At 70.9% G+C, this 24,518-nt stretch carries 25 protein-coding genes; 17 read left to right on the top strand and 8 right to left on the bottom strand.

All coding sequences use genetic code 11. The features are described from left to right. Positions 1-2: 2 nt before the first annotated feature. Complete coding sequence (locus AB0J64_RS38970) at positions 3-431, bottom strand: CBS domain-containing protein (RefSeq protein WP_364039012.1); 429 nt, start codon at positions 429-431, stop codon at positions 3-5. A gap of 256 nt (positions 432-687) precedes the next feature. Here AB0J64_RS38970 and AB0J64_RS38965 point away from each other — a divergent pair, with 256 nt between their 5' ends. From AB0J64_RS38965 to AB0J64_RS38920, 10 genes are read left to right on the top strand one after another with little or no spacing between them, the layout of a single operon-like run. After that, positions 688-1,479, top strand: coding sequence for an ABC transporter permease (locus AB0J64_RS38965; RefSeq protein ID WP_364039009.1), 792 nt, complete (start codon positions 688-690; stop codon positions 1,477-1,479). Continuing rightward, on the top strand, positions 1,479-2,333 hold the full coding sequence (locus AB0J64_RS38960; RefSeq protein WP_364039006.1) for an ABC transporter permease: 855 nt from the start codon (positions 1,479-1,481) through the stop codon (positions 2,331-2,333). Before AB0J64_RS38965 ends, AB0J64_RS38960 begins: the two co-directional genes overlap by 1 nt. Before the next feature lie 4 nt (positions 2,334-2,337). Continuing rightward, on the top strand, positions 2,338-3,357 hold the full coding sequence (locus AB0J64_RS38955) for an MlaD family protein (protein ID WP_364039003.1): 1,020 nt from the start codon (positions 2,338-2,340) through the stop codon (positions 3,355-3,357). Then, a complete protein-coding gene (locus AB0J64_RS38950) occupies positions 3,330-4,391 on the top strand; it encodes an MlaD family protein (RefSeq protein WP_364039000.1) in 1,062 nt (353 codons plus the stop codon). The genes AB0J64_RS38955 and AB0J64_RS38950 overlap by 28 nt, the downstream gene beginning before the upstream one ends. Beyond that, the gene (locus AB0J64_RS38945) at positions 4,391-5,416 is read left to right on the top strand and encodes an MlaD family protein (RefSeq protein ID WP_364038997.1); all 1,026 of its coding nucleotides are present in this window, start codon (positions 4,391-4,393) and stop codon (positions 5,414-5,416) included. The genes AB0J64_RS38950 and AB0J64_RS38945 overlap by 1 nt, the downstream gene beginning before the upstream one ends. After that, positions 5,413-6,438, top strand: coding sequence for an MCE family protein (locus tag AB0J64_RS38940; protein WP_364038994.1), 1,026 nt, complete (start codon positions 5,413-5,415; stop codon positions 6,436-6,438). Before AB0J64_RS38945 ends, AB0J64_RS38940 begins: the two co-directional genes overlap by 4 nt. Beyond that, positions 6,435-7,445, top strand: a complete 1,011-nt coding sequence (locus AB0J64_RS38935; RefSeq protein ID WP_364038991.1) for an MCE family protein — start codon at positions 6,435-6,437, stop codon at positions 7,443-7,445. Before AB0J64_RS38940 ends, AB0J64_RS38935 begins: the two co-directional genes overlap by 4 nt. Then, positions 7,442-8,806, top strand: a complete 1,365-nt coding sequence (locus AB0J64_RS38930) for an MCE family protein (RefSeq protein WP_364038988.1) — start codon at positions 7,442-7,444, stop codon at positions 8,804-8,806. The genes AB0J64_RS38935 and AB0J64_RS38930 overlap by 4 nt, the downstream gene beginning before the upstream one ends. Further along, positions 8,803-9,498: a hypothetical protein gene (locus tag AB0J64_RS38925; protein WP_364038985.1), complete on the top strand. Its 696-nt coding sequence runs from the start codon at positions 8,803-8,805 to the stop codon at positions 9,496-9,498. Before AB0J64_RS38930 ends, AB0J64_RS38925 begins: the two co-directional genes overlap by 4 nt. Positions 9,499-9,515: 17 nt before the next feature. Next, complete coding sequence (locus AB0J64_RS38920) at positions 9,516-10,100, top strand: 4'-phosphopantetheinyl transferase superfamily protein (RefSeq protein WP_364038982.1); 585 nt, start codon at positions 9,516-9,518, stop codon at positions 10,098-10,100. A 57-nt stretch (positions 10,101-10,157) separates the two neighbouring features. Here the strand turns inward: AB0J64_RS38920 and AB0J64_RS38915 are convergent, their stop codons facing one another. Then, on the bottom strand, positions 10,158-11,087 hold the full coding sequence (locus AB0J64_RS38915) for a cation diffusion facilitator family transporter (protein ID WP_364038979.1): 930 nt from the start codon (positions 11,085-11,087) through the stop codon (positions 10,158-10,160). A 34-nt stretch (positions 11,088-11,121) separates the two neighbouring features. Here AB0J64_RS38915 and AB0J64_RS38910 point away from each other — a divergent pair, with 34 nt between their 5' ends. From AB0J64_RS38910 to AB0J64_RS38895, 4 genes are read left to right on the top strand one after another with little or no spacing between them, the layout of a single operon-like run. Beyond that, complete coding sequence (locus tag AB0J64_RS38910) at positions 11,122-11,580, top strand: MarR family transcriptional regulator (protein WP_364038976.1); 459 nt, start codon at positions 11,122-11,124, stop codon at positions 11,578-11,580. Between the two features lie 60 nt (positions 11,581-11,640). Next, the gene (locus tag AB0J64_RS38905; protein WP_364038973.1) at positions 11,641-12,288 is read left to right on the top strand and encodes an LppX_LprAFG lipoprotein; all 648 of its coding nucleotides are present in this window, start codon (positions 11,641-11,643) and stop codon (positions 12,286-12,288) included. Beyond that, a complete protein-coding gene (locus tag AB0J64_RS38900; RefSeq protein ID WP_364038970.1) occupies positions 12,285-14,033 on the top strand; it encodes an MFS transporter in 1,749 nt (582 codons plus the stop codon). The genes AB0J64_RS38905 and AB0J64_RS38900 overlap by 4 nt, the downstream gene beginning before the upstream one ends. Before the next feature lie 46 nt (positions 14,034-14,079). After that, entirely contained in the window at positions 14,080-15,096 is a 1,017-nt protein-coding gene (locus AB0J64_RS38895; RefSeq protein WP_364038967.1) for an aldo/keto reductase, read from the top strand. A 44-nt stretch (positions 15,097-15,140) separates the two neighbouring features. Here AB0J64_RS38895 and AB0J64_RS38890 read toward each other — a convergent pair whose 3' ends face one another. The 6 genes from AB0J64_RS38890 to AB0J64_RS38865 all read right to left on the bottom strand — a co-directional run bounded on the left by AB0J64_RS38890 (position 15,141) and on the right by AB0J64_RS38865 (position 22,428). Continuing rightward, positions 15,141-16,226 carry a PP2C family protein-serine/threonine phosphatase gene (locus tag AB0J64_RS38890; protein ID WP_364038964.1) on the bottom strand — a complete coding sequence of 362 codons (1,086 nt, stop codon included), beginning with the start codon at positions 16,224-16,226 and terminating at the stop codon, positions 15,141-15,143. A gap of 405 nt (positions 16,227-16,631) precedes the next feature. After that, on the bottom strand, positions 16,632-17,894 hold the full coding sequence (gene aspS / locus AB0J64_RS38885; RefSeq protein ID WP_364038961.1) for an aspartate--tRNA(Asn) ligase: 1,263 nt from the start codon (positions 17,892-17,894) through the stop codon (positions 16,632-16,634). A gap of 295 nt (positions 17,895-18,189) precedes the next feature. Then, positions 18,190-19,581, bottom strand: coding sequence for a ribosome biogenesis GTPase Der (der, locus tag AB0J64_RS38880; RefSeq protein WP_364038958.1), 1,392 nt, complete (start codon positions 19,579-19,581; stop codon positions 18,190-18,192). A gap of 38 nt (positions 19,582-19,619) precedes the next feature. After that, the gene (cmk, locus tag AB0J64_RS38875) at positions 19,620-20,276 is read right to left on the bottom strand and encodes a (d)CMP kinase (RefSeq protein ID WP_364038955.1); all 657 of its coding nucleotides are present in this window, start codon (positions 20,274-20,276) and stop codon (positions 19,620-19,622) included. A gap of 128 nt (positions 20,277-20,404) precedes the next feature. Then, positions 20,405-21,763: a carotenoid oxygenase family protein gene (locus AB0J64_RS38870; RefSeq protein ID WP_364038952.1), complete on the bottom strand. Its 1,359-nt coding sequence runs from the start codon at positions 21,761-21,763 to the stop codon at positions 20,405-20,407. Further along, positions 21,760-22,428 (bottom strand): TetR/AcrR family transcriptional regulator, encoded by a 669-nt coding sequence (locus tag AB0J64_RS38865; RefSeq protein WP_364038949.1) that lies wholly within the window; start codon positions 22,426-22,428, stop codon positions 21,760-21,762. Before AB0J64_RS38865 ends, AB0J64_RS38870 begins: the two co-directional genes overlap by 4 nt. A gap of 104 nt (positions 22,429-22,532) precedes the next feature. On the opposite strand from AB0J64_RS38865, the gene AB0J64_RS38860 reads away from it, so the two are divergent. From AB0J64_RS38860 to AB0J64_RS38850, 3 genes are read left to right on the top strand one after another with little or no spacing between them, the layout of a single operon-like run. Then, positions 22,533-23,378, top strand: coding sequence for a glycosyltransferase (locus AB0J64_RS38860; RefSeq protein ID WP_364038946.1), 846 nt, complete (start codon positions 22,533-22,535; stop codon positions 23,376-23,378). After that, complete coding sequence (locus tag AB0J64_RS38855; RefSeq protein WP_364038943.1) at positions 23,371-24,267, top strand: glycosyltransferase; 897 nt, start codon at positions 23,371-23,373, stop codon at positions 24,265-24,267. Before AB0J64_RS38860 ends, AB0J64_RS38855 begins: the two co-directional genes overlap by 8 nt. A 20-nt stretch (positions 24,268-24,287) precedes the next feature. Beyond that, the gene (locus tag AB0J64_RS38850) at positions 24,288-24,482 is read left to right on the top strand and encodes a DUF2795 domain-containing protein (RefSeq protein ID WP_344985023.1); all 195 of its coding nucleotides are present in this window, start codon (positions 24,288-24,290) and stop codon (positions 24,480-24,482) included. Positions 24,483-24,518: the final 36 nt, after the last annotated feature.

The raw sequence follows: 24,518 nt of genomic DNA, 5'->3' as shown, positions 1-24,518 counted from the left end.
TGTCAACGGTGGAGATAGTCGACGAGCGACGCCTTCTCCGTCTCCAACTCCTCGATCGCGCTCTTCACCACGTCGCCGATGCTCACGATGCCCACGAGCCGGCCGTTCTCGACCACGGGCATGTGCCTGAACCGATGCGTGGTCATGATCTGCCGCAGCGAGTCGACGTTCTCGCCGGGCCCCACCGTGCGCACCTCTGTCGTCATGATCGCCGACACCGGGCCGTCCAGGATCGCGGAACCGCGATCCTGGAGGCGACGTACGACGTCGCGCTCGGACACGATGCCCTCGATGGTGGAGCCGTCCGTGGAGACCACCACGGCTCCGATATTGCGCTCCGCAAGCGTGGCCAGCAACTCGCGCACCGTGGCACCTGGTGTCACGGTCGCCACGTCACTGCCCTTGGCGCGGAGGATCGTCCCGATCAGCATCTGCACCACCTCTGCCCTCAGTCTTCCAAGCTTGCGTCCAGGCAAACAACCCCACAGGGGCGGAGTCAAGAGGATGCGGGTGTAACGGGCCGGTCACGTTTCGTACTTGGCTGACAAGATGTGACCTGCGTCTCATACCTTTCGCGCAAATTCCCACGAAGTCATCGACTCCCAGATAACCCCTCAGTAGGGTTGCGACTCATCCGTAGGCGGCGGAGGTGGTCATGGCGGTAATGCGCGCGCGGACGGGCGGCCGATGACCCTGTCCGGATACGTCGGACGCCGGGCCGGGTCGGCGCTCGGCCAGATCGGCGAGCTGTTCGTCATCGTCCTGGAGGGGTTACGCAGGACCTGGGACGTCAGGCGCTGGTGGTGGGAGTTCGTCGAGCAGTGCTGGTTCCTCGCCCGCGTCACCAGCGTGCCCGTGCTGCTCGTGGCCCTGCCGCTGGGCGCCACCGTGGCGCTGCAGGTGGGCGAGCTGGCCAGGCAGCTCGGCGCGAGCTCCGCCACGGGCAGCGCGGTCTTCGTCGGGCTCATCCGCGAGGTGGCGCCTCTGGCCAGCGCGCTGTTGATCTCCGGGGCCGGCGGCAGCGCGATGACCTCCGACATCGGCGCGCGCCACATCCGCGACGAGCTGAGCGCGATGGAGGTCATGTCGGTCAACCCGATCCACCGCCTGGTCACGCCGCGCATGTGGGCGGCCAGCACGATCGCGGTGTGCCTGTGCCCGCTGGTCATCCTGGCCGGCGCGGCCGGCGGCTACTTCTTCAACGTGGTCGTGCAGGGCGTCACCCCCGGCGCGTACTTCGACGGCGCGTTCTCCCTGGTCGTCGCGTCCGACCTGTACGTGACGCTGTTCAAGGCGTGGATCTTCGGGTTCATCGCGGCGGCGGTCGCCTGCTACAAGGGCATGACCTGCGCGACCAGCCCGGTCGGCGTGGGACGGGCGGTCAACCAGGCGACCGTGGTCACGTTCATGCTGGTGTTCGCGTTCAACTACGTGATCTCGGCCGTCTACTTCCTGGCCTACCCGCCGAGGTCCCTCTGATGGTGACGCGGACGGCGGGTCTCAGGATCGCCCTGCGGGGGCGGGACGTCGCGGAGCGGTTCGCGACGCTGGCCGACTGGCCGCTGTTCGTGTGGAAGGTGCTGTTCTACTGCGTACGCGACGTCGTCCTGCGGCTCAAGTACGTCAAGGTCGTCCTCAGGCAGGTCAGCGACGTCGTGGTGGGCGTCGGGGCGACCGTCATCGGCGGCGGCATGGTCTTCGTGGTGTTCACGATGGCGTTCGTCGTGGGCGCGACCGTGGGCCTGCAGGGCTACCAGGGGCTGCAGGCGATCGGCGCGGAGTCGTTCATGGGCCTGGTGGGCAGCTTCGCGAACGTCCGGGAGATCACCCCGATCATCGCGGCCACGGCGCTGGCGGCGCAGGTCGGCTCGTCGTTCACGGCGGAGCTGGGCGCGATGCGGATCTCGGAGGAGATCGACGCGCTGGAGGTGATGGGCATCAACGCCTTCACCTACCTGGTCTGCACCCGGGTCGTGGCCGCGCTGCTGGCGCTGGTCCCCATCTACCTGATCGCACTCTTCGCCAGCTTCTTCGCCACCCGGCTGATGTGCACAGTCCTGTTCGGCCTGGCGCCCGGGGTCTATGACTACTACTTCTACCTGTACCTGCCGGTCACCGACATCGTGTTCAGCGTCTCCAAGGTCGCCGTCTTCGCCTTCGCGGTCATCGTCATCCACTGCTATCACGGCTTCCACGCCAGCGGCGGCCCGGTGGGCGTGGGCGTGGCGGCGGGCCGCGCCATCCGCCAGTCGATCGTCACGATCGTGCTGCTCAACCTGCTGCTGTCGTACCTGTTCTGGGGCAGCGGCGGCAACATACCGCTGACGGGGTGAGCCGGTGACCCGATTCCAACTTTCCCTCGCCGCCCGGGTGGGCATCGCGTTCGCCGTGCTCGTGGTCCTGGCCGCGGCCACCCTGTACGTGGTCCGCACCGCCACCGAGATCAGCGGGACCAGGATCGACGCCGTGTTCACCCGCGCCGGGCAGGGCATGGACCCCGGCTCCCCCGTCAAGATCCGCGGCATCACGGTCGGCGAGGTGACCGGCGTGTCGCTCGACGCCAAGGGCAAGGCCGTGGTCACCATGCACGTCGACCCCGGCGTCAGGGTGCCGCAGTCCACGGTCGCGGTGGTCGAGCCGGCGTCGGTGTTCGGCCCCAAGTTCCTCAACCTCAAGCCCGGCTCCGGTGAGACCACCGGCCCCTACCTGTCCAGCGGCGCCGTCATCACCGCCACCGAGGGCCCGCTGGACCTGTCCGACACCCTCGGCGACGCCTACCGCGGCCTGGACGCCGTCGATCCGAGCGAGGTCACGGTCATCGTGCACACCCTGGCCAAGGGCCTGGACGGCGAGGGCGGGAACCTGCGCGAGCTGATCGGCGACGCCGGCACGCTCGTCGGCGTCGCGCACCGGCAGCGCGGGCGGGCCAGGCAGTTCCTGCACGACGCCGCCCTGCTCGGCACGGCGCTGCAGGACAAGGGCGACGACCTCGTCGCGATCTCCTCCGACGTCAACGTCATCACCCCCGACCTGCTCGCGCGGGCCGACAAGGTACGCGCCCTGCTCCAGGAGGTCACCTCGATCTCCGAGCTCGGCGCGCACGGGCTGGCCAAGCACCGGCAGGACCTGCGGGCCGGCGTGCACTCCGGCGAGCGGGTGGCCGCGCTCATCTACGCCCAGCTCGGCCTGGCCGGCGACGGCGTGCGCGGTCTGAACCGGCTGGTGGACCTGCTCAACGAGCTGATCGAGGCGCCGGGCCCGGGCAACAGCCGCCAGCTGCAGGTGGAGGCGTTCGTCGCGACCGACCTCTGCGAGCTGGTCGTCGGCGCGTGCGGCCCGACCGACGGGAGGCGCTGATGCGGCGCGCCTGGACGTTCGCCCGGTTCCTGCTCTTCGTCGGCCTGTGCGTGACGCTGATCGTGGTGATCGCCATCCAGATCGCCCGGGTGAACACGGACGGCGGCTACCGCCTGATCGCCGTGTTCGACGACGTGTCGGGGCTGGTCGAGGGCGACCAGGTGAAGATCGCCGGAGCGCCTGTCGGCCAGGTGGACACGATCAAGGTGGTGGACGGCCGGGCCGAGGTGACCATGGAGGTGCAGCAGGGGGTCACCGTCCCGGCGGACACCGAGGCCGCCATCCGCTGGCGCAACGCCGTCGGCCAGCGCGTGGTCTACCTGATGCCCGGCACCGCGCCCGCCAGGCTCCTGCCCGGCTCGCGCATCACCCGTACCTCCTCCGTCGTGGACATCGGCCAGCTGGTCAGCGACCTCGGCCCGCTCACCCGCAGCCTCGACCCCGACCAGATCAACCAGCTCCTCACCGCCGCCGCCAAGTCGCTCAAGGGCAACGAGCAGAACATCCCGAGGCTGTTCGACAACGTCAACGCCATCACGACCACGGTCAACGAGCGCAAGAAGACCATCGAGCAGCTGCTGAAGGACTACGCCACCGTCACCGGCGTGGTCGCCCGGCGCGACAAGCAGATCGAGCAGCTCGTCGACAACCTCGTCACGCTCTCCGAGGCGTTCGCCGACAACCGGGAGCTGATCGACCAGGCGCTGGTGGAGCTGTCGACGACCGTCCACACCTCCAACGAGGTGCTCGGCAAGAACGCCGACGAGCTCGGCCGCCTGGTCGACAACCTGTCCGGGCTGACCGGCGGCATCAGGCGGCACGTGGGCGAGATCGACAAGACGGTCAGCACGTTCCAGCCGCTGTTCGCGCGGGCGTACCAGACCGTGGACCGCGGCCACTACTTCGTCACCGCGGTCCCGTGCGTGGCGCTGAACGCCGCGCCCTGCCCGTACGGGATGCAGACGCCGCCGCCGCTGCGCAACACCAGGATCCAGAGCACGAAGGACCTGCAGAAACTCATGGTGGGCGAGTGATGGCGCTCAAATCCTTCCGTGACCGCAACAGGATCGCCGTGGGCCTGGTGTCGCTGGCCACGCTGGCCGCGATCCTCGTCGCCACGTTCCTGGTCGGCAACCTAGGGCTGCTGGAGGGCGGCTACTTCATGTCCGGCGTGTTCGTGGACTCCGGCGGGCTGCGCACGGGCAACGACGTCAGGGTCGCCGGGGTGCGCGTCGGCAAGGTCACCGAGGTGCGCGCCGACTACACGCGGGGGAACGTGATCGTCACCTGGAAGGTGGACGACGGCGTGCGGCTCGGCCGCGGCACCCGGGCCGACATCGCCCTGTCGAACCTGCTCGGCGGCCGGTACGTCAAGCTCACCGGCGCCGTCTCGGCCCCGTACATGGACCAGCTGCCCGAGGGCGAGCGGCGCATCCCCGTGACGCGGACCGGCGTGCCCACCCTCATCAACGACGCCATCAAGGACGCGACCCGGCTGGTCGAGCGCCTGGACACCGACGCCGTGGACGACCTGCTCACTGAGCTCGACAAGGTGGATCTCGGCAAGCGCGGCCGCATCACCCGCCTGCTGCGCAACATCGGCGACCTGTCGGACACGATCAGCAAGAGCCAGCCGCAGCTGCAGCGGCTCGTCGACAACGGCACCAGGATCATGAACGTCCTGGAGAAGAAGGACAGGCAGCTCGGGCGGCTCATCGACGCCATCGAGGTCATGCTGGCCGAGCTGCGCGCGCGCCGCAACGAGCTGCGCACGCTGCTGGGCGACGGCAGCGACCTCGTACGCAGCACGACCCGGCTGATCAACGAGCACGAGAAGACCCTCGTCCAGGTGCTCGACGACAACGCGGCCATCACGACGCGGCTGAGCGGCAGCAACAAGCAGCTCAACTCGCTCCTCGCGTGGGCCGGCCCGACGTTCTCCGGGCTGTCCACGATGGGCGGCCAGGGCCCGTGGCTCGAGGCCATAGCCGCGGGCCTCGGCCCCATCAACCCGGAGGTGCTCGGCGTCATCAAGAAGGACAGGAAGAGCGCCAGATGAGACGACTGATGGCGGTGCTGCTGCTCGGGGCGTTCCTGACGTCGGGGTGCACGGTGCTGGGCGATGAGCCGTACCGGCTGGTGGCGATCTTCCGCAAGGCGCCCTCCCTGTACGAGCAGGCGCGGGTGAAGGTGATGGGCCTCGACGCCGGATATGTCGACAAAATCAGCATTGATGGGGATAAGGTGCGCGTTGACCTGCTGGTCGATCGGCAGGTGCCGCTCCCGGCCGGCGTGAAGGCCGTGGTCGCGCCCCAGAACACCCTCGGCGAGCGGAACGTCGTCCTCTATCCCCCGTGGAAGCCCGGCGACCAGAAGGTCACCCCCGGGACCACGATCCCGCTGGAGCGCACCGATCTGCCGGTGGAGATCGACGACGCGCTCGACGCGTTCACCAAGCTCACCGACGCGCTCGACGACAAGAAGCTCGGCTCCGTGGCGAGCACCCTGGCCGACGGGGTCAGGGGGCGCGGCAAGACCATCAACAACGCCATCGCCGACACCTCCGAGCTGACCGGCACCCTGGCCAGGCAGGACCAGCAGCTCGTCGATCTGGCCAAGGGGCTGAACCGGCTGGCCACCGGCCTCAACAAGCGGGAGAGCCAGGTGACGGGGGCGATCGACTCCTTCGCCGAGGCCGGCTCGATCCTGGCGGAGGAGCGGCAGCGGCTGCGGACGTTCGTCTCGGGCATGGCGACCTTCGTGCGGCGCGGTGACGTGATCATCGAGCAGTACTCCGAACGGCTCCCGCAGGCCGCGAGCACGCTGGCCGAGCTGGTGCTGACGGTGCGGGCCAACAGCGCGTCCATGGCGCGGGCGGTCAAGGGCGCGGCCGACTTCGCCGACGTGCTCATCGACTCCTGGGACAGGAAGCAGCACGTACTGAAGATCCGCGTGGTGCTCAACGCGATGACCAGGGCGTGGCTGACGCCGCTGTTCGACGCGCTGAACCTGGGCGACGTGCCCTGCCTGCCGGCCAAGCTGAGCAACTGCCCCTTCGAGCGGCAGGGGAGGCAGCGATGAGGACCCGCCTGCTGGCCGCCGTCCTGGCCCTCGCCCTGACCGCGTCGTGCTCGCTGCAGACGCTCGGCGCGACCACCGGGGACATGACCCTGTACGCGGTCTTCGACGACGTGCAGAGCCTGGTGGCCGGGCACAGCGTGCAGATCTCCGACGTACGGGTGGGCACGGTCACCGGCATCCGCCTGGACGGCTACCGGGCCAGGGTGACGATGTCGGTCCAGTCCGCCCACCGGGTGCCCCAGGGCAGCACCGCCACCGTGGCCAAGACGTCGGTGCTGGGCGAGAACTACGTCCTGCTCACGCCGCCCGCGGGCAAGGACCTGGCCACGGGGCCGTACCTGAAGGACGGCGCCACCATCGCCGAGACGTCGGTCGAGCCGGACATCGAGCAGGTCACCGCGAAGGCGGGGCCGCTCATCGAGGCGCTCGGTGCCCAGGACGTGAACGCGATCCTCGACGCCGCCTCCACCGGGTTCGGCGGGCGGGGCGAGGACGTCAACAAGCTGATCGAGCAGACGGCCGAGGTGACCGACGCCTACGCCGCGGCCCGCAGGGACATCGGCACCAGCATCGACGCGCTGGCCAGGCTGGGCGACGACCTCGCCAAGGGCAGCGGCGAGCTGGACCGGCTGCCGGGGACGCTGGCCTCGGCCACCGCTCGCATCGCGCACGGGCGCAAGCACGTGAAGAAGGCGATCGTCGCGCTGACGAAGCTGGCCAAGGAGGCGAACCTCACCGTCTACCCGCGGCACGCCGCCCGGCTCAGGAAGCTGCTCCTGGAGCTGGAGGCCATCTCGTCGGCCATGCAGCGCGGCAAGGAAGACCTGAAGACGCTGGTGGCGCGGCTCCAGAAGTTCATCGACGCGCCGCCGATCACGGTCAACGGGCAGGTGCTGATCTATCTCTGGCTGAAGGGCGTGCTGATGCCCAAGAAATCGTCCGGGAACGACCGGGCGCTGCCGAACCGGGTCGAGGACTTCCGCCTGCTGCTGGAGCCGCCGCGATGAGGAACCGGATTTATCTGAATTTAGGGTTCTTTGTCGCCCTGGGGATCGTCATGACCGTCTGGGCGTTCAGCACGATCATCCGGCTCGACGCCATCGAGCGGCCGTACCGGGTGTCGGCCGAGTTCGTCTCGTCGCCCGGCCTCATCCGGGGGTTCGACGTCGCCTACCTGGGGGTCCGGGTCGGCAAGATCGGCGACGTGCGGCTGGCGCCCGGCAGGATCGTCGTGGGTCTCGACATCGACAGGGGTGTCCGGCTGCCGAAGGGCGCCACGGCGGAGGTGCGGCGCAAGTCGGCCATCGGGGAGCCGTACGTGGAGCTCTCGCCCCCCGCCACCGGCGTGAACGGGCCCACGCTCGCCGCCGGCGACACGATCCCGCTGGCCAGGACGTCGGTGCCGCTCGACTACAAGAAGCTGTTCGAGGGCGTGGGCAAGCTGCTGAACGCGGTGCCGCCGCGGGACGCCAAGACGATCACCCATGAGCTGGCCGTGGCCCTGGACGGGCGCGCCCCCGCGATCAGGAACATCATCGACGACGCCCACTCGCTGACCGGCACGCTGGCGGACAACGCCGACGTGCTCGACTCCCTGTCGGTGCAGCTCACCCACCTCACCCACACGCTCGCCGGGAAGCGGGGCGAGCTGGCCTCCGGCATCACGGACCTCCGCACGGTCACGGGGACGCTGCGCGACTCCCGCGCCGACCTGAACACCTTCCTCGACCGGGGGCCGGGGGTCTTCGCCCGCCTCGACACGGCGATCAAGAAGTCGCGGCCGGGGTTCTCGTGCCTGCTGACGGCGGCGGGGCTGCCGCACCAGCCGGTGTTCTCGCCGGCGACCGAGCGGAACGTGCACCACCTGCTCAGCATCATGCCCACCGCGCTCAGCCTGGCGAACGACATCAGCGACCAGACCGGCGACACCGTCTACGGGCGGGCGGCGTTCATCTTCAGCGTGCCGGGCGGGCCGACCCCTGCCGAGGAGTACGCGAGCGCCGTCGGGCCGCCCGCCGTGCCCGCGCTGCGCTCCTGCCCCGCACCCTCCCGTTCCGGGGACTCCGGCGATTCCGAAGACCCGGACGATTCCCGTACGCATGACCGCCAGGATGCCGCCGCACCGGCGGACACCCCCTCATCCGCCGCCTCCGCTCGCCCGGTGGCGAAGGACACCGAGAAACCGGACAAGAGCCCGGAGGCCACCGCGTCGCCCAGCGGCGTGGCCGCCACCGGCCCCGCATCCCCCGTCCCGCTGAACACCGCCCCGCTGGTTGCCGGGATATTCCTCGCAGTGGTGGCCATCGGTGGGATTGTGGGCTGGATCGCGACGGGCCGGGCCGCCCGCCGCCGTGAGGAGTCACGATGACCACCAAGCAGGACCTCGCCGAGGAGACCCGCACCGAGGAGGCCCAGCCCGAGGAATCCGCCGACACGGCTCGCGACGAGAGTACGTCCGACGAAGGGGCGGGCGACGAAGGGGCGGGCGGCGTCAAGGGCGGGCAGCGTGTCACGCGGGCCAGGATCCTCGGAACGCTGGCGGCGATGCTGGTGGCCGCGCTCGCCGCCACCGCCGTCCTGCAGTGGATCTCCGCCTCCCAGGCCGAGGACGCGCGGGCCAGGCTCGAGGCCGAGCGGGCGCTGCGGCTGGAGGTGTCCGGAGCGGCGAACGCGTTCAGCAAGGCCCTGCTCAGCTACGACTACCGCAACCTCCAGAGCACCCGATCCACCCTCGCCGCCCAGGCCACGGGCGACTTCCTGGCCACGTACGACGCGGCGTTCGGCGGCGCGATGGCGCAGGTGATCGTGAAGCTCAAGGCCACCTCGCAGGCCACGGTACGCGAGACCTACCTGGCCGACGTGGACGAGGCCACCGCGCACGCCATCGTCGTCGTCGACCAGCAGGTGAACACTTCCGAGGCGATCCGCTCCGTCAAGGACTCGCACCTTAAGATCAGCCTTGTGAAGGAGAAGGGGATCTGGAAGATCCATGACGTGACCGTGCTCGGCGCGGCCTCGGAGGACCAGTACAGCCTCACCGGCGGCAAGAAGAAGGACTGACCATCGGCCCCTTAGCGATGGGCGGCCGCCCCGACGAGGTGCGCGCCCCGGAGGACTGGCTCACCGAGGTGGAGAGGGAACGGGCCGGGCGGTTCCGGTTCGAGGCGGATCGCGCGAGTTACGTTGCCGCCCACCTTCTCGTACGGCTCTGCGCCGCCGCCGCGCTCGGCACCGAGCCGTACGAGCTGACCCTGCGGCAGCGCTGCGAGCTGCACGGCCTCGGGCACGGCAAGCCGTACATCGAGGAGGCGCCCGAGCTCGGCGTGAGCTTCAGCCACACGCGCGGCTACGTGTGCGCGGGGGCCGGCCCCGGCAAGGTCGGCGTGGACGCCGAGCACGTGCCGCCCGGGCCGCTCGACCTGGCCCTCGCCGAACGGGTCTGCACCCCGCGCGAGCTCGCGCTGGTCGCCGGCAACGACGAGCTCATCAGGCACTGGACCCGCAAGGAGGCGCTGATCAAGCGCGGCGAGCTGACGCTCGACAAGCTCCACACGGGCGGCGACGACCTGGCGGGCCGCCACCTGCTGGAGTGGAGCGCCGGTCCTGACATCCGGGTGGCCGTGATCACGGACTCCCCTGCCAGAAGGGTGCCGATCCCCTGACGCGCAGCGCTCTGGCCACAAGAAGATGGCGGCCGATGCCCACGGGCCTGAACGGCGTCAGCGGCGGCGGGTCGGGGTGGGGTCGAGGAAGACCTGGCTGACCCCAGGAAAGCGCTCCCGCAGCCGCTGTTCCACCTCGTCGCAGGCGATCTCCACACCCGCCGCGCTCGCCTCGTCCCGGAAGTCGACCTTCGCGGCCACCAGGATGGAGCCCGGCCCGATCATCATGGTGAGCAGCTCGACCACGTCCTCCACCTCGGGCTGGGACAGCAGCACGGCCCGGATGCCGGTCTCGATCCTCGGGGGCGCGGCCTGGCCGATGAGCAGCGACAGGTTCGAGCGGATCAGGGTGACCGCCACCACCACCAGGAGCAGGCCGATCGCGATCGACGCCGCGCCGTCCCAGAGCGCCGAGCCCGTCATCTGCGACCCGGCCAGCCCCGCGGCCGCGATGACCAGGCCCACCAGGGCGGCCGCGTCCTCGAACAGCACGGCCTTCAACGCGGTGTCCGAGGTCATCCGCACGAGCCGTACCGGATGGACCCGGTAGCGCTCGGCCTGGCCGCGCAGCTGCGAGTACGCCTTGGCGAACGAGACGGCCTCCATGCCGAAGGCGACGGCCAGCACGATGTACGAGGGGAGAAGGTTCGACAGCTCCTCGCCATGGCTGATCTCGTGCAGGCCGTGCGTGATCGAGAACCCGGCGCCGCCCACCAGCGTCGCCACGGCCGCCGTCATCGCCCAGACGAACCCCGCCTTGCCGTGGCCGAACGGATGCCGCCGGTCGGCGGGCCGCTCCGCGCCGCGCACCGCCACCAGCAGCAGGAGCTCTGTCACGGTGTCGGCGGCCGAGTGCGCCGCCTCCGACAGCATGGCCGCCGAACCGCCGATCAGGCCCGCGACGAGCTTGGCCAGCGCGATCGTCAAATTGGCCGCGCCCGCGACCAGGACGGTCCTCAGGCTCTCCCCCGACTCCCGCTGCTCCATAGGGGATTACTTTACGTGCGCTACATTGGAGATCATGAGGGGGCCTCGCTGGCTTTCACCCGCCGAACAGCGTGCCTGGCGCACGCATCTGGCGCTGCACAAGCTGCTCATGCACCGGCTCGACCGCGAGCTGCAGGTGCACCAACTCTCGTTGAACGACTACGAGATCCTCGTCAACCTCTCCGAGAGCCAGGACCGGCGCATGCGGATGAGCGACCTGGCGGACGCGACGATCCAGTCGCGCAGCCGGCTGTCGCACCAGATCTCCCGCATGGAGGCCAAGGGCCTGGTGACGAGGGAGGACTGCCGCGACGACCGGCGGGGCACGTTCGCGGTGCTGACCGACGAGGGCTGGGACACGATCCAGAAGGTCGCGCCGGACCACGTGGCGAGCGTGCGCGAGCACTTCGTCGACCGCCTCAGCGACGAGCAGCTCAAAGCGCTCGAGGCGGCCTACGAGCCGATCGTGGAGCATCTGAAGAAGCTGCGCTGACACCCAACCGATATCCGCGACGGCTCACGGACGTTCCCAAGCGCTCGCTACGATCCGCTCATGGTCCGAAAGCTTCTGATCGTGGCGGTGCTCGCGCTGGTCTCGGCATGCTCGTCGGGCGGCGGCGACGCGCTGCCCGCCGGTCCCGACCTGATGAAGAAGGCCGCCGAGGCCATGAAGGGGGTCAAGTCGGCCAGCTTCTCGATCGCGACGGAGGGCAAGCCGAAGGTGCCGGTCAAGAAGGCCGACGGCAGGCTCACGGCCGCCGGTGACGCCGACGGAACGATCACGATCGACGTGCTGGGGTCCCTGCAGGAGATCAGTTTCGCCCTGATCGGGGACACCGTGCACTTCAAGGGGCCGACGGGCGGCTTCCAGAAGATGACGCGGCAGCAGCTCGCGCAGTTCTACGACCCCTCGGTGATCCTCGAGCCGACCAAGGGCATCGCCCAACTGCTCGCCTCGGCCACCGATCCCAAGGTGGAGGCGTTGGAGGGTGACTCGTACCGGGTGGCCACGACGTTCCCCGGGCAGGTTCTCGGCCAGATCGTCCCCGGCGTCACGCAGGGTGTCAACGGCAAGGTCTGGCTCGACAAGGCCAGCAGCCGGCTCACCAAGGCCAGCCTGCCGTTGCAGGACGGCACGGTGACGGTGTCGTTCAGCGACTACGACGCGCCGGTCACCATCACGCCGCCCGCCGCCGGATGAGAGGCGCCCGCCGGGTCGTGCTCGGCGCCGGGGGCGCGGTGGTGCTGCTGGCCGCGCTCGACGCGTACGTGGTGGTGACGATCCTCATCGACCTCGCCGAGGACGTGGGCATCCCGCTGAACCACCTGGAGCGGGCCACGCCGATCGTCACGGGGTTCCTGCTCGGGTACGTCGCCGCGATGCCCCTGCTCGGCCAGCTCTCCGACCGGTACGGCCGGCGGCCGCTGATCCACGCCTGCCTGGCCGCCTTCGCGCTCGGCTCGGTGCTGACGGCCCTGGCCGCCGGCGAGGTGATGGTGGTGGCCGGGCGTACCGTCCAGGGGGTGGCCGGCGGGGCGCTGCTGCCGATCACGATGGCCCTCATCGGCGACCTGTGGGACGAGCACGAGCGGCCGGTGGCGCTGGGCGCCGTGGGTGCGGCGCAGGAGCTCGGCAGCGCCCTCGGGCCCCTGTACGGCGGGCTGCTGGCGGGGCTCCCGGCCATCGCGGTGGCGGGGGTGGAGCTGGGCGGCTGGCACGCCATCTTCTGGATCAACGTCCCGCTCGCCGCCCTGGCCGCCGTCGCGGTGCACTTCACGGTCCCGTCCGGTACGGCGGGCCGTACGGACTCCGCGAATGACCACCCGACCGACGCCACCCACCCCTGGACCGCGTCCACCAGCGCCGCAGAGCGCATCGGCGCCCACGGTGCCGCTGACGGGACGGCATCCGAGGGCGGGAACACGGAGACGGCAGCGCGGACGGCGGGTCCCACAGGCGGGGCGGACGGGCACGAGGGCGGCCGCACAAGCGTGGGGCGTGGGGCGAGGAGCGAGGGCGCGTCCAAGCCGCCGGTGCGGCGGGTCGACGTGGTCGGCGGGGCGCTGCTGGCCTTGGCGCTCGGCCTGCTGGTCGTGGGCCTCTACAACCCCGACCCGGCCAGAGCCGTGCTGCCGCCGTGGGGCCTCGTCGTCATCCCGGCCGGGGCGGTGGCGGCCGGGGTCTTCGTGTGGTGGGAGATCCGCTCCCCCGTACGCCTCCTCGATCTCTCCGCCACCCGCAAGCGCCCCCTGCTCGCCACCCTGGCCGTGAGCTTCCTGGCCGGGGCCGCGCTCCTGGTGACCATGGTGTTCGTCCAGCTCACCGCCCAGACCCTGCTCGGGTTGGACGCGCTGGACGCGGCGCTGGTCCTCGCCAGGTTCCTGGCGGCGCTCACCGTCGGCGCCCTGCTGGGCGGCCTGCTGGGCCGCAGGCTGGGCGAGCGGGCCGTGGCCGTGGCGGGCATGGCGCTGGGGGCGGCGGGCTACTGGCTGATGAGCCGGTGGCCGCTCGACCTGGCGAGCGCGGGCCTCGTCGTGGACATCGACCTGGTGGTGGCCGGTCTGGGCCTGGGCCTGGTCATCGCCCCGGTCTCGTCGGCGGTGCTGCGCGTGAGCCCGGCGGCCCAGCACGGCGTGGCGTCGGCGGCGGTCGTGGTGGCCCGGATGATGGGCATGCTGATCGGCATCGCGGCGGTGTCGGCGTGGGGGTTCTACCGGTTCCAGTCGCTCACCGCCCACCTGGACACGCCGCTCCCGTTCGGCGTGGACGCGGTGACGTACCAGCGGCGGCTGGCCGAGTACACCGCGAAGGTGCAGGCGGCGCTGCACACCGAGTACACGGAGATGTTCCTGGTCACGGCGTTCGTCTGCCTGCTCGGCGCGGCCGTCGCGCTGCTGCTGCCCCGCCCCCGGCGCTCCCAGGGTGGTTCTCGCAGACCCAGGTAAGCCCGTGCCCTGGGTAACCGTCGCGGGGTCCGGCAGCATCCTTGCCATGAAACTTGGAACGACGGACATGGACATCAGCCGCACCGGCTTCGGCTCGTGGGGCATCTCGGGCGCCAACTGGCGGTGGAGCTGGGGCGGCCAGGACGACGCCGACTCGATCGCGGCCATCAGGCACGCCGCCGAGCAGGGCGTCAACTGGATCGACACCGCCGCCGTCTACGGCTACGGCCACTCGGAGGAGGTCGTCGGCAAGGCGGTCGCGGGGCTCTCCGAGCGGCCGTACCTCTTCACCAAGGCCGGTCTGGTGTGGGATCCCGCCGACCCGGACGCGACGCCACGCCGCATCATGTCGCAGGTACGCCGGGAGGTGGAGGACTCGCTGCGGCGGCTCGGCGTGGAGGCGATCGACCTGTACCAGGTGCACTGGCCGGACACCGGCGAGTCCCTGGACTGGGACAGCCTCGGCGCCGGCGGCCCCTCGCCGAACGCCACTCCGCTGGAGGAGTACTGGCAGACGATGGCGGATCTCAAGGCCGAGGGCAAGGTACGGGCCATCGGCCTGTCGAACCACTCGGTCGCCGAACTGGAGATCGCCGAGCGGGTGGCCCACGTGGACGCCATCCAGCCGCCGTTCTCGGCCCTGAACCGGTCGGCGGCGCCGGAGATCGCCTGGGCGGCGGAGCACGGGACAGGCGTGATCGTCTACTCGCCGATGGAGTCGGGCCTGCTGGCGGGCCGCTTCTCCGCCGAACGGGTGGCCTCCCTGCCGGACGGCGACTGGCGCAAGACCCACCCGAGCTTCACCACGGGCCTGGCCGCCCGCCTGGCGGTGACGGACGCGCTCCGGCCCGTCGCCGCACGGCACGGCGTGTCAGTAGCGGCGGTCGCGGTGGCCTGGACGCTGGCCTGGCCGGGCATCACGGGCGCCATCGTGGGCGCCAGGGACGCGAGCCAGGTGGACGGCTGGCTCCCGGCCGGGCGCCTCACGCTCACGGCCGAGGATCTGGCGGAGATCACGACCGCCATCCAGGCCTCCGCCACCGAAGGCCCGGTGACGCCATAGCGCGGGACACACGGCGGGCGCGCCGCGTTCCGTGGCCATCCGGTTCACGGGCCGGCGCGCCGGGTGATCGCCAGGATCGCCATGTCATCGTCGCGCGGCCCGCCGGTCCAGCGCTCGACGTCACGTACCAGGGCCTCGACCACCTCGTCCGGCTGCCGGAACGGGCCCTGGCCGCCGAGCCGGCTCGCCGGTTCGTAGAAGGTCCCGGCACGGTCCCGGGCCTCCGTCACACCGTCGGTGACCAGCAGGAGCGTGCTCCCGGCCGGGAACGGCCAGCTCTCGGGCCCTGCCCGCGGGCCGCCCAGGCTGCCCATGCCCAGGGGAAGACCCGGCTCGCCCGGATCGAGCGAGGACACCGTGTCGCCCTCGAGGAGATACGGCGAGGGATGGCCGCGGTTCAGCAGCCGCACGCGCTCCGCGCCCGGTGCGATCTCACCGAGCACCGCCGTGACGAACCCCTCCATCCGGATGTCCTCCTCGCGCGAGGAGGCCGCCTTGACCAGGGCGCGCTCCATCCGGTCGGCCAGCACCGCAAGGTCGGGCGTCTGGTCGGCCGCCTCCCGGAATGCTCCCAGCAGCACGGACACCGTGCCGACCGCGCCCAGGCCTTTGCCCCGCACGTCTGCGATGAGCAGCCTGGTGCCGTACGGCGTGTCCTGCACGGCGTACGCGTCTCCGCCGATCAACGCCTCGATCTGCGCGGTCTTGTAGACGGCGGCGATGGCCAGCGGGCCGACACAGACCGGCGGTGCGGGCAGCACGGCGTGCTGGGCCGCCTCCGCGACGGAACGCACCGCTTCCAGCCGGCGCCCGTGGCGGGCGACCACGCGGTTCACCCCGAGGCCGACGAGAGCGGTGAACACCGCGTTGATCAGCGAGAACGTGCCGGGAGCATGACCGAAATAACCATCCTTGACCAGCAGTGCCAGCTCGGCCAGGACCAGGGCCGCGGCGACCGCGATCGTGTGCCGTAGCGAGAGCAGTGCTCCGGCCAGCACGACCGCGGCCCCCAGCTGGTAGTCCCCCCAATAGTCACGCGGAGACAGCAGGTTGACGAAGATCCCGCTGACAATCAGGGCGGCCGGGATGAAGGAGGCGTACCAGGGCCATCTGGTGGAGAGTCGGTTCATCCGCGCCCCGATTCCACGTCGTTCCCTCAGGCCCTGGCTCTGCTCCTTTCTATTGAACCCTCCCCCAGCTGAAGCAGGGAGATTCCTGGCTCAGGAAGCCCCGCAGGTCAGCGACCAGCAAGGTCTTACTCCATCAACACCAGCCGGGACGGAACCTGCCCGGTTTGGCACGGCAAGCTTGGAGACGCATGTGCTGTCTTGGCTTTCGATCAGCACGCGCGGGAGGCTTGGTTCTCGCAACCCGCGGACGCGACTCTACCGGACGCTGATCCGCTCTGGGGGGCGCATCAGCTGTTCCTGCCCTGCTCCGCAGGAGTCCAATTCCTTCCCGGCCTGAAGGCCGGGGCATCCTCGGAGGTATGCGGTGAATGGCCGAATCGCGTGTCGAGGCGACACTCCTAGGGCCTATGGCGAAAGGCGGTGCAGGTCGCGCGGGAAGGCGGTGGTCTGGCGGATGTTGGCGGCGCCCGTCAGCCGGGCCGTCCACCGTTCCAGCCCCAGCGCGAACCCGCCATGCGGCGGCATCCCGTACCGGAAGGCCTGCAAGTACCCTTCGTACGCCTCCGGCCCCTCCCCACGGGCGGCCAGCGCCGCCAGGTAGTCCGCGTGCAGGTGCAGCCGCTGACCGCCCGTCACCAGCTCCAGCCCCCGGAACAGCAGGTCGAACCCGTTGGAGTAGCCGGGCCGCGCCGGGTCGGGATGGGTGTAGAAGGGCCGCTTGGACATCGGGTAGCCGGTGACGAACAGGAACTCCGACCCGTGCTCCCGCATCGCCCACTCACACAGCCACCGCTCCTGCGCGGGCGACAGGTCTGGCTCCGCCGAGCCCGTCAGCTCCTGCGCCTCGGTGAAGTGGATGGCCGGGATCTCGGCGGGCACCTCTGGCAGCACGGCCCCGAGGAGCTCGACGGCGGCGCGGGCGCGCAGCCGTACCGACTCCAGCATGCCGGCCACCGCCTCCCGCAGCACCGCCATCACGTCCCGGTGGTCCCGGATGAAGGCCAGTTCGGCGTCGAGGCTGGTGTACTGGGCGAGGTGGCGTACGGTGTCGTGCGGCTCGGCGCGGAAGACCGGGCCGACCTCGTACACCCGCTCGAACACCCCCGTCATCGCCTGCTTGTAGAACTGCGGCGACTGCGCGAGGTAGGCGGGCCTGCCGAAGTAGTCGATGCCGAAGACGTTCGCGCCCGACTCGGTGGCCGAGGCGACGATCTTCGGGGTGTGGATCTCGGTGAACCCGAGCCCGTCGAGCGCCTCCCGGAAGCCCGCCACGCTCGCCGCCGAGATCTCCAGCGGCGCTTTGAGCAGCGGGTGCCGCAGCGCGACGGGCGCGTGGTCGAGGATCGTCGGCAGCCCGGCGGACACGACGGGCCGGTACAGGTCGAACGGCGGCGCCGCGCACGGCTCCGACACCACCGTGATCTCCGGCTCCACCAGCTCGACGCCGCCGGGCGCCTGCGGGCCGGCCTGGACGGTGCCGGTGACCTCGACGACGCTCTCCTCGCCAGGGAGCTCGCGCGCGGCCACCACCTGGGACAGGCCGGTACGGTCCCTGACGACGAGGAAGGACACGGATTTCAGCTGCCGGCGGCGATGGACCCAGCCGGCGATCGTCACTCGTTGGCCGGCGTGCTCAGCGAGCTCCGCCGACATGACACGAGAGATCATTACAGCTCCTCATGAGGAAGTGCATGACCCCTTGGGAGTGCGGGGGAGAAGGGAGCTCCCGGTGCCACCGCACTTTCGCCGCCTCGAGAAGAGACGGCCTCCACGACCCGATGACGGGGGTCAGACCGGCGGGGCATTTCCTCCCCGCACTCAGGAGTGTCTTCACCAGCGGGGCACGGGACCGCCTTCGCAGCTACCGGCGGCTCTCTGGACCCCTGCGGGCCCGCTGGTTACTCGTCTCCGTCAACGCGTTGCCGTAGATCCTACGATCCCGCCCAGGCGACCGGCAAAGCCATTACTTGTCCTTCTTGGCCCGCTTTTCCCGGATCTTCATCGTGACCTCGATCGGCGACCCCGCGAACCCGAACTCCTCGCGGATCCGCCGCTCGATGAAGCGCCGATAGGTGTCCTCGAGCCATCCGGAGGTGAACAGCACGAACTTCGGCGGCTCGACCGAGGCCTGCGTGGCGAAGAGGATCTTGGGCTGCTTCCCGCCCCGCACCGGCGGCGGCGTCTGCTGCACCAGCTCCGTCAGGAACGCGTTGAGCCGCGCCGTCGGGACCCGGGTGGACCACGAGTCGAGCGCCTTCTCCAGAGCGGGCACCAGCCGGTCGACGTGCCGCCCGGTCTTGGCGGAGATGTTGACCCGCAGCGCCCACGGGGTGCGGACGAGCTGCCGGTCGATCTCCTTCTCCAGGTAGTAGCGGCGGTCCTCGTCGACGAGGTCCCACTTGTTGAACGCCACCACCATCGCCCGCCCCGACTCGATGACCAGGCCGATGATGCGCAGGTCCTGCTCGGTGAGCTGGTCGCTGGCGTCGATGAGCACGATGGCGACCTCGGTGCGCTCCAGCGCCGCCCGGGTGCGCATGGCCGCGTAGTAGTCGGCCCCCTGCAGCTCGCGGTCGCGCCGCCGGATGCCGGCCGTGTCGACGAAGCGCCACGTGCGCCCGCCCAGCTCGATCAGCTCGTCCACGGGGTCGCGGGTGGTGCCGGCCATGGGGTCGACCAGCACCCGCTCCTCCCCGGCGAGCTTGTTGAGCAGCGAGGACTTGCCGACGTTGGGCTTGCCGAGCAGCGCGACGCGGGCCGGGCCGCGCTCGCCCTCGAAGGTGAGCGCGGGCGTCTCGGGCAGCGCGTCGAGCACCACGTCGAGCAGGTCGCCGCTGGAGCGCCCGTGCAGGGCCGAGACGGGGTACGGCTCGCCGAGCCCGAGCGACCACAGCGCGGCGGCCTCCAGCTCGAGCTGCTGGTTGTCGACCTTGTTGGCGGTCAGGATGACCGGCTTGCCGGACTGCCGCAGCACCGAGCCCACGATCTCGTCGGCGTCGGTCGCGCCCACGGTGGCGTCCACGACGAACACGATCACGTCGGCCAGCTCGACGGCGACCTGGGCCTGCTCGGCGATGCGCAGGTTCATCCCGGTGGCGTCCGGGTCCCATCCGCCGGTGTCGACGACGGTGAAGCGGCGGCCGCGCCAGTTGGCGTCGTAGGTGACCCGGTCGCGGGTGACGCCGGGGACGTCCTCCACGACGGCCTCGCGGCGGCCGATGATGCGGTTGACGAGCGTGGACTTGCCGACGTTCGGCCGCCCCACGATGGCGACGACCGGCAGCGGCGCGGTGTCGCCGTGCTCGGTGATCTCAAAGTCGTCGAGGTCGGCCTCGACCCAGTCCCCCGTTGTCACGATTGGATTCCTTAATGTGAGTACCGCACCTGAAATCCTCAGGTGCGCTCTTTGACCAGCCTCAACACCTCGCCGATCACCTCTTCGAGTGAGAGCGGGGTGGTGTCGAGCTCGACGGCGCCATCCGCCATCGAGAGTGGGTCCGTCTTACGTGTCGAGTCCAGGGTGTCACGCCTGGCCATGGCCTCCTGCTGCGCCTCCACCGTCGAGCCGGCCAGCTCGGCGCTGCGCCGCCTGGCACGGGCCTCGGGGCTGGCCGTCAGGTAGACCTTGACGGCCGCTTCTGGCCAGACGGCCGTGCCGATGTCGCGGCCCTCGACCACGATGTCACCGGCGCCGATGATCTCCCGCTGGAGCGCGACCAGGCGCGCCCGGACCTCGGGAACGGCGGCCACGGCGGAGACCGAGCCCGTGACCTCGGCCTCCCTGATCGGCCCCGCCACGTCGACGCCGTCGACGTGGATCGTGGGGCCGTCAGGATCGGTGCCGGCCTCGATGCGCGGCTCGCCGCAGCGGGCCGCCACGGCGGCGGGATCGGCGAGGTCGACGCCCTGCTGGAGCATCCACCAGGTCATCGCGCGGTACATCGCCCCGGTGTCGAGATAGCGCAGGCCCAGCGCCCTGGCGGCGCCGCGCGAGACACTCGACTTACCCGACCCCGAAGGGCCGTCCATGGCGACGACCAGACCGGTCACGGCCTCTCCCTCTTCACGAGCCTGCCAGCGGACACCAGGTCCTCGCCGTACGGATGGACCAGGCCGGATGCGGCGATCCCGTCATCGCATCACCAAGAGAGAGTACCGTGTCCGGCTCAATGTCCGGCTCAATCGGCGATCCAGCTGCCGTGGAAGCCGAGCGGCACCCTGGCGGGCAGGTGCACGGTGGCGACCGGCTCGCCCGTGAAGTCCTGCGCCGACAGGATCACCAGGTCGGCCGCTCCCCTGGCCTCGTTGTTGACGAAGGCGAGCACGTACCCGTCGTCCTCGGCCTCCCCCGAGGCCACGAACACCGGCTCGCCCACGTACGCGCCGCGCCCGAACTGCCGCGACTGCGCCGTCCCCCGCTCCAGGTCGTGCTTGATGAGCGTGTTGTCGAACGCCTCGTCGGGCAGGTCCTCCAGCTCGGTGTCGGTCCGCCTGAGCACGTCGTCGAGGTCGACGGCGGCCGCGGTGTAGCCGTAGCGGTACGGCCGGCCGGTGCGGCGCTCGTCCATGCGCGGGAACTCCTGCGACCGGTCGTCCAGCCGCGTCTCGCGTACCTTGCCGGCGACCGGGTCGATCCGCCACCGGTCGAGCGTCGGCAGGCCGCCCTGGTCGAGCCGGGCGTCCACGAACCGCTTGGGGTAGCGGACCACGTCCACGACCACCTCGTCGCCGTCGTCGTAGGCGTTCAGGGTGTGGAAGACCCAGCACGGATCGACGTCCACCCACCGCACGTCGCCGCTCTCGCGCGACATGAGCCCGAGCCGGGCGCCGTGGGCGTCGTTCCAGGCGTACGGCAGCCGCACGCCCCGCTCCGCGTGGGCCATGCTGAACGTGACCGGCAGGTCGTAGATCACCACGTACCGCTCGGTGAGGGCGAAGTCGTGCAGCATCGGGGCGTCGGCGATCGGGATGTTCCTGACCTGTGTGACCGTGCCCTCGGGGTTGATCACGATGTGCTGGTGGTGGTCCCAGCCGAAGAAGTAGGCCAGCGCGTGCAGCTCGCCGCTGACCGGGTCGAGGTGGGTGTGCGCGGCGTACCCGCCGGGCAGACCGCCGTCGAAGTCGCACCTGCCGATCGTGTCGAGCTCGTAGCTCAGCTCGTACGGCAGGGCGCCCGCCTCGACGAGCGCGAACGTGCGCCCGGCCAGCCCGATGACGTGGGTGTTGGCGGCGAAGTCCATGCCCTCGTGCACAGGTCCGGGCCTGGGCGGCTCGCCGAGGCGCTCGGCCACGCGGCCGCCGCGTACCCAGCGGTTGCGGTACCACTCGGCGCGGCCGTCGCGCAGCCGCACGCCGTGCACCATGCCCTCGCCGAGGAAGAGGTGACTCGCGCTCGGGTCGTCGAGGCTGAGCGGGTTGGGGCCGTTACGCAGGTAGCGGCCGTTGAGCTCGGCCGGGATGCGTCCGGTGACCTCTAAGTCAAAGGCGGTGATCTCCTCGGTCACGGGGGTGAATCCGCCGGTGTACGGGGTGGTCATGGTGCGTTCCTCTCGTCGTGCCTCTCATCGGGCCTGCTATCGGGCCTGTTGTCGGGGGCCAGGAAGGGGGCGAGCACCGAGTCGCAGAGCAGCGGGTAGCGCCGCGCCGCCGTGGGTTCGTCGAAATGGCCGAGGATCTCCAGGCTCACGGCGCCGTGGATGGCCATCCACAGCACGTCGGCGATCTCCCCGGCCTCTCCCCCGCGCAGCGCGCCCGTCTCCAGGCACTTCCCCACGGCCTGCATGAGCAGGCCGAACGTGCGCTTCGCCGACTCCACGGCCTCGTCGCCCGGCGTGAACCCGGCCATGGCCCCCAGGAACATGACCCGGTAGTAGTCGGGCTCGGCCAGCGCGTAGGCCCGGTAGGCGTCCAGGCCCCTGCGCAGCCTGGCCAGGGCATCGCTCCCGTCGCCTACACCGCCCTCCTCGAGCAGCCACCGCTCGAACCTCGCGAACCCCTCAAGCCAGAGCGCCTCGCTGAGCCCGTCCTTGCCGCCGAAGAGGGTGTAGATCACCTTGGTCGAGCAGCCGACCTCGCCGGCGATCCGCCGCACGGTCAGCGCCGCCGGCCCCTCGGTGACGAGCAGATGCGTGGCGGCGTCGAGGATGGCGGCCCTGACGACGTGCTGCCCTTCCTGCTGGGCCTGCTGGTACGCGCTGGTCACGGTAACGCCGTTTCTTCTCGGTAACATTGTTACCCACCCTTTGTACGCCCGTCCGGGAGGAGGCGTCAAGGACTAAGAGGGACCCTCGCGGTAAGTGGCTCCATGTGAATGAAGCGCGTGTCACCGTCGTGGTGGCCAGCAAGGACCGGCTGCGTGCGCTGACCCGTACGCTTCCCATGCACCCGCGCCCGGTGATCCTCGTCGACAACGGCTCGACCGACGGGACCGCGGGGTTCGTACGGCGCCACTTCCCGGACGTCCACCTGGTCGAGGCGGGCACGAACCTGGGGGCGCCCGCCCGCAACATCGGCGTCCGGCTGGCCGGGACGCCCTACGTGGCCTTCGCCGACGACGACTCCTGGTGGGCTTCGAAAGCGCTGGAGCGGGCCGCCGACGTGCTGGACGCCCATCCGCGCCTGGCCGTCCTGGGCGCGCGCGTGCTGGTGGGCCCCGAGGAGCGGCTGGACCCGGTGTCGGAGCTGATGCGCGACTCGCCGCTCGGCACGGAGCCGGACCTGCCGGGGCCGAGCGTGCTGGGGTTCCTGGCGTGCGGGGCGGTGGTGCGCAAGGAGGCGTTCCTGGAGGCGGGAGGGTTCGACGACGTGATCTTCTTCTTCGGCGAGGAGGAGCGGCTGGCCGTGGACCTGGCCGCGCGGGGGTGGGGGCTGGCGTACGTGGACGACGTCGTGGCCCACCACCACCCCTCGCCCGCCAGGGACCCGCGTGGGAGGCAGGTGCTGGCCGCACGCAACGCCGTGCTGACCGCGGTGCTGCGCCGCCCGTGGCGGGTGGTGGCGCGGCGGTCGTTCGACGCGCTGCGGGGCGGGCCCGCGGGCTGGGAGGGGCTGCGCAGCGCCGTACCGAGGCTGCCGCGGGCGCTGGCCGAGCGGCGGGAGCTGCCGCTCGCGGTGGAGACGGCGCGGCGGAGGCTGGAGCGCTCCGATGGCTGATCCGCGGGTGGGCACCGTCGTGATCACCTGGAACCGGCGCGAAGAGGCGCTGACCTCGGTGGGCAGGCTCCTCGCCCTGCCGGAACGGCCGCACGTGGTGCTGGTGGACAACGGCTCGGACGACGGCACCGCGCAGGCCGTGGCCCGTGCCCACCCCGAGGTGGACGTGGTCGCGCTCGAGGAGAACCTGGGAGCCGTCGGCCGCAACGTGGGCGTGGCCCGGCTGCGCACGCCGTACGTGGCCTTCACCGACGACGACACCTGGTGGGAGCCGGGATCGTTGTCGCGGGCGGCCGACGTACTGGACGCGCATCCGCGCCTCGCCGTGGTGACGGCCCGCATCCTGGCCGAGCCGGGAGGCCGCGACGACCCGATCGTGGCCGAGCTGCGGGACTCCCCCGTACGCGGCCCGTCGTGGCTCCCCGGGCCCGCGCTCGGCAGCTTCCTGGCGGGGGCGTCGGTGCTGCGGCGCGAGGCGTTCCTGGAGTGCGGGGGCTTCAACCGGCGGCTCTGGCTCGGCGGCGAGGAGGAGCTGCTGGCCGTGGACCTGGCCACGGCGGGGTGGGAGCTCTGCTACCTGGAGGAGCTGACCGTGCACCACCAGGCGTCGCGGCTGCGCGACCCGCACGCCAGGCGCCGGGTGGGGCTGCGTAACACGCTCTGGTTCACGTGGCTGCGGCGCCCGCTCGGGGCGGCGCTGCGACGCACCGCGCACCTGGCGAGGACCGTGCCGCACGACCGCGTCTCGGCGCTCGCGGCCCTGGACGCGCTGTGCGGCCTGCCGTGGGTGCTGGCCGAACGGCGACGTGTCCCGCCGCAGGTCGAGGCGCGACTGGCGAGCCTGGAGGCATCTCAAGAGAACTCGCGCGCCCGACGTTACGTCTCGTAATCGTAGGGAAGCAGAGAGTTATGAAGACAACAATCAACCCGATCGAGCTGCAGAAGCACCTCGGTGGCGTCGACTACCCGGCCAGCAAGCAGGAGCTCGTCAGAGCGGCCCGCGAGCACAACGCGAGCCAGGAGATCATCAAGGCTCTGGAATCCATGCCCGACCGCGAGTACGACGGCCCTAACGCCGTCAGCGAGGCGGTCACCAAGCGCTGACCGTGGGGAGTGCGCCGGGCGGGGCCTCATCGGCCC

Source organism: Nonomuraea sp. NPDC049695, assembly GCF_040674955.1.
Taxonomy (GTDB): domain Bacteria; phylum Actinomycetota; class Actinomycetes; order Streptosporangiales; family Streptosporangiaceae; genus Nonomuraea; species Nonomuraea helvata.
The sequence above is the reverse complement of the archived record's forward strand: the minus strand, read 5'-3'. Positions and strand labels throughout refer to the sequence as shown.

Excerpts from the sequence above, each read along its gene's own strand:
- AB0J64_RS38850 (WP_344985023.1), top strand. The coding sequence starts at position 24,288 with ATGAAGACAACAATCAACCCGATCGAGCTGCAGAAGCACCTCGGTGGC.
- AB0J64_RS38870 (WP_364038952.1), bottom strand. The coding sequence starts at position 21,763 with ATGACCACCCCGTACACCGGCGGATTCACCCCCGTGACCGAGGAGATC.
- AB0J64_RS38970 (WP_364039012.1), bottom strand. The coding sequence starts at position 431 with ATGCTGATCGGGACGATCCTCCGCGCCAAGGGCAGTGACGTGGCGACC.
- AB0J64_RS38965 (WP_364039009.1), top strand. The coding sequence starts at position 688 with ATGACCCTGTCCGGATACGTCGGACGCCGGGCCGGGTCGGCGCTCGGC.
- AB0J64_RS38940 (WP_364038994.1), top strand. The coding sequence starts at position 5,413 with ATGAGACGACTGATGGCGGTGCTGCTGCTCGGGGCGTTCCTGACGTCG.
- AB0J64_RS38905 (WP_364038973.1), top strand. The coding sequence starts at position 11,641 with ATGGTCCGAAAGCTTCTGATCGTGGCGGTGCTCGCGCTGGTCTCGGCA.
- AB0J64_RS38920 (WP_364038982.1), top strand. The coding sequence starts at position 9,516 with ATGGGCGGCCGCCCCGACGAGGTGCGCGCCCCGGAGGACTGGCTCACC.
- AB0J64_RS38900 (WP_364038970.1), top strand. The coding sequence starts at position 12,285 with ATGAGAGGCGCCCGCCGGGTCGTGCTCGGCGCCGGGGGCGCGGTGGTG.
- AB0J64_RS38915 (WP_364038979.1), bottom strand. The coding sequence starts at position 11,087 with ATGGAGCAGCGGGAGTCGGGGGAGAGCCTGAGGACCGTCCTGGTCGCG.
- AB0J64_RS38895 (WP_364038967.1), top strand. The coding sequence starts at position 14,080 with ATGAAACTTGGAACGACGGACATGGACATCAGCCGCACCGGCTTCGGC.
- AB0J64_RS38925 (WP_364038985.1), top strand. The coding sequence starts at position 8,803 with ATGACCACCAAGCAGGACCTCGCCGAGGAGACCCGCACCGAGGAGGCC.
- AB0J64_RS38910 (WP_364038976.1), top strand. The coding sequence starts at position 11,122 with ATGAGGGGGCCTCGCTGGCTTTCACCCGCCGAACAGCGTGCCTGGCGC.
- aspS (WP_364038961.1), bottom strand. The coding sequence starts at position 17,894 with ATGATCTCTCGTGTCATGTCGGCGGAGCTCGCTGAGCACGCCGGCCAA.
- AB0J64_RS38945 (WP_364038997.1), top strand. The coding sequence starts at position 4,391 with ATGGCGCTCAAATCCTTCCGTGACCGCAACAGGATCGCCGTGGGCCTG.
- AB0J64_RS38960 (WP_364039006.1), top strand. The coding sequence starts at position 1,479 with ATGGTGACGCGGACGGCGGGTCTCAGGATCGCCCTGCGGGGGCGGGAC.
- AB0J64_RS38855 (WP_364038943.1), top strand. The coding sequence starts at position 23,371 with ATGGCTGATCCGCGGGTGGGCACCGTCGTGATCACCTGGAACCGGCGC.
- AB0J64_RS38930 (WP_364038988.1), top strand. The coding sequence starts at position 7,442 with ATGAGGAACCGGATTTATCTGAATTTAGGGTTCTTTGTCGCCCTGGGG.
- AB0J64_RS38890 (WP_364038964.1), bottom strand. The coding sequence starts at position 16,226 with ATGAACCGACTCTCCACCAGATGGCCCTGGTACGCCTCCTTCATCCCG.
- AB0J64_RS38935 (WP_364038991.1), top strand. The coding sequence starts at position 6,435 with ATGAGGACCCGCCTGCTGGCCGCCGTCCTGGCCCTCGCCCTGACCGCG.